The sequence below is a fragment of the Pseudorhodobacter sp. genome (genome assembly GCF_030452865.1).
Lineage (GTDB): Bacteria > Pseudomonadota > Alphaproteobacteria > Rhodobacterales > Rhodobacteraceae > Pseudorhodobacter.
The window spans coordinates 1-3280 of the sequence record NZ_JAKDLJ010000391.1; the positions used below are offsets into that span (position 1 = coordinate 1).

Annotated in this window: 2 protein-coding genes and 2 pseudogenes; all 4 read left to right on the forward strand. The window is 58.6% G+C overall.

Annotated elements, in window-relative coordinates:
• Positions 1 to 806 (forward strand): annotated as a pseudogene (locus L0H65_RS16885) (F0F1 ATP synthase subunit alpha); the annotation flags it as partial.
• A gap of 11 nt (positions 807 to 817) precedes the next feature.
• Positions 818 to 1693 (forward strand): F0F1 ATP synthase subunit gamma, encoded by an 876-nt coding sequence (locus L0H65_RS16890; protein ID WP_301460395.1) that lies wholly within the window; start codon positions 818 to 820, stop codon positions 1691 to 1693.
• 21 nt (positions 1694 to 1714) lie between these two features.
• Complete coding sequence (gene atpD, locus L0H65_RS16895; protein ID WP_301460396.1) at positions 1715 to 3151, forward strand: F0F1 ATP synthase subunit beta; 1437 nt, start codon at positions 1715 to 1717, stop codon at positions 3149 to 3151.
• A gap of 9 nt (positions 3152 to 3160) precedes the next feature.
• Positions 3161 to 3280 (forward strand): annotated as a pseudogene (locus L0H65_RS16900) (F0F1 ATP synthase subunit epsilon); the annotation flags it as partial.

Sequence of the window (3280 nt, forward strand, 5' to 3'; positions counted from 1 at the left end):
AGTTCTTGGCACCCTACGCAGCGACTTCGATTGCTGAATATTACCGTGACAATGGCCGCCATGCGCTGATCATTTATGATGATCTGTCCAAGCAGGCCGTGTCTTATCGCCAGATGTCGCTGTTGCTGCGCCGTCCGCCGGGGCGTGAAGCCTATCCGGGTGACGTTTTCTATCTGCACTCCCGCCTGTTGGAGCGTTCGGCAAAATTGAACGCAGAGCATGGTTCGGGGTCTTTGACGGCGCTGCCGATCATTGAAACCCAAGGCGGCGATGTTTCCGCGTTTATTCCGACCAACGTGATCTCGATCACCGATGGTCAGATTTTCCTTGAAACCGAATTGTTCTATCAGGGCATTCGCCCGGCTGTGAACACCGGTCTGTCAGTGTCGCGGGTTGGCTCATCGGCGCAGACCGATGCAATGAAATCGGTTGCCGGCCCGGTCAAACTGGAACTGGCGCAATACCGCGAAATGGCGGCCTTTGCGCAGTTCGGGTCGGACCTCGATGCCTCGACCCAGGCGCTGCTGAACCGTGGTGCGCGTCTGACCGAGCTGATGAAGCAGCCGCAGTATTCGCCGCTGACCGGCGCGGAAATCGTTTGCGTGATCTTTGCGGGCACCAAGGGTTACCTCGACAAGATCGCGGTGAAAGACGTGGGCCGTTATGAGGCGGGCATGTTGAAACATCTGCGGTCGAACCATGCGGATTTGTTGGCCGATATCACCAACAACGACCGCAAGGTGAAGGGTGAGCTTGAGGACAAGATCAAAGCCGCGTTGAACGCATACGCCAAAGATTTCGCCTGAGAGGTAGGTAAATGCCGAGCCTGAAGGTCTTAAAAAACAAGATCACGAGTATCAAGAATACTCGCAAGATCACCAAAGCCATGCAAATGGTTGCCGCGGCGAAACTTCGCCGCGCGCAGGAAGCTGCCGAAGCGGGCCGCCCCTATGCCGAGCGGATGAATGCCGTGATGGCCGGGCTTTCGGCCTCGGTTGGCGGGTCCGCCTCTGCGCCCCGACTTCTGGCCGGAACCGGTGCGGACAAAGTGCATCTGCTCGTCGTGATGACAGCCGAACGCGGGCTGTGCGGTGGCTTCAACTCCTCCATCGTGCGCATGGCGCGGGTGCGGGCGAATGAGTTGCTGGCGCAGGGCAAGACCATCAAGATTCTGACCGTCGGCAAGAAAGGCCGTGAACAGTTGCGGCGGGATCTTTCGGCGCATCTGATCGGGCATGTTGACCTGTCGGAGGTGAAACGGGTCGGCTACTCTGAGGCCCAGTCGATTGCCAAGGACATCCTTCAGCGTTTCGACGCGGGGGAATTTGACGTGGCAACGCTGTTCTACAACCGCTTCCAATCGGTTATCAGCCAGGTTCCGACCGCGCAACAGGTTATTCCCGCCAGCTATGAAGCTGCGGAAACCGGCGGCGCGACAGCACTTTACGATTATGAGCCGTCAGAAGAAGGCGTATTGGCCGATCTTTTGCCGCGCGGTGTGGCGACGCAGGTTTTCACCGCCTTGCTTGAAAACGGGGCCTCGGAACAAGGCGCCCGGATGAGTGCGATGGACAACGCAACGCGCAACGCCGGCGATATGATCGACAAATATACGACGATCTACAACCGCTCGCGTCAGGCTGCGATCACCAAAGAACTTATCGAAATCATCTCGGGCGCTGAGGCGCTCTGACCCGCTTAACGGAGATTTGACATGGCGAAAGCACCAACAAAGGCCGCTGGCAAGATTACTCAGGTGATCGGCGCGGTTGTCGACGTGCAGTTCGAGGGTGACCTGCCGGCCATCCTGAACGCACTGGAAACCAGCAACAACGGCAAGAAGTTGATCCTTGAAGTAGCGCAGCATCTCGGGGAGTCCACCGTGCGCGCGATTGCGATGGACGCGACCGAAGGCTTGGTGCGCGGCGAAGGCGTCACCGACACCGGCGCGCCTATTTCGGTTCCGGTTGGGTCGGCCACATTGGGCCGCATCATGAACGTGACCGGCGACCCGGTAGACGAAAAAGGCCCGGTTGTCTCCAAAGAGCGGCGTTCGATCCACGGCGAGGCCCCGAGCTTTGCCGAGCAGTCGACCGAAACTGAAATTCTGGTGACTGGCATCAAGGTGATCGATCTTCTTGCCCCCTATACCAAGGGTGGTAAAATCGGGCTGTTCGGCGGTGCGGGCGTGGGTAAAACCGTGTTGATCATGGAATTGATCAACAACATCGCCAAGGTTCACTCCGGCGTGTCGGTGTTTGCGGGCGTGGGCGAACGTACCCGTGAAGGCAACGACCTTTACCATGAAATGATTGAATCCGGTGTTATCGACCTTGAAGACCTGTCGAAGTCGAAAATCGCGTTGGTTTACGGCCAGATGAACGAGCCTCCGGGCGCGCGGATGCGGGTGGCTTTGTCGGGTCTGACGCTGGCCGAACAGTTCCGTGATGATACCGGGTCGGACGTTTTGTTCTTTGTTGACAACATCTTCCGCTTTACCCAAGCGGGTTCGGAAGTGTCGGCTTTGCTGGGGCGTATCCCCTCTGCTGTGGGCTATCAGCCGACGCTGGCGACCGACATGGGGGCGATGCAGGAACGCATCACCTCCACGAAGAACGGCTCGATTACGTCGGTTCAGGCCGTATACGTTCCGGCCGATGACTTGACCGACCCGGCACCTGCAACCTCGTTCGCGCACCTCGACGCGACGACGGTTCTGGACCGTTCGATCTCAGAAAAAGGCATCTATCCGGCGGTTGACCCGCTTGGCTCCACCTCGCGCCTGCTTGACCCGCTGATCATCGGGGAGGAGCATTACGGTGTTGCGACCTCGGTGCAGCAGATCTTGCAGCGCTATAAATCGTTGCAGGATATCATCGCTATCTTGGGCATGGACGAATTGTCGGAAGACGACAAAGTGGCCGTGGCGCGCGCCCGCAAGATCGAGCGTTTCCTGAGCCAGCCGTTCGACGTGGCAAAGGTGTTCACCGGCGCGGATGGCAAGCAGGTTCCGTTGGAAGAAACCATCGCCTCGTTCAAGGCGGTTGTGGCGGGCGAATATGATCATTTGCCAGAAGCGGCCTTCTACATGGTCGGCGGTATCGAAGAAGTGAAGGCCAAAGCGCAGCGGCTTGCTGCGGCTGCGGCATAAGGGGGCGACATGGCCGCGACTTTGCAATTCGACCTCGTGTCACCGGAAAAGCGGCTTGCCTCCTTTCAGGCGGTAGAGGTGCAAATTCCGGGCGCGGAAGGTGACCTGACGGCGATGGAGGGGCATGCC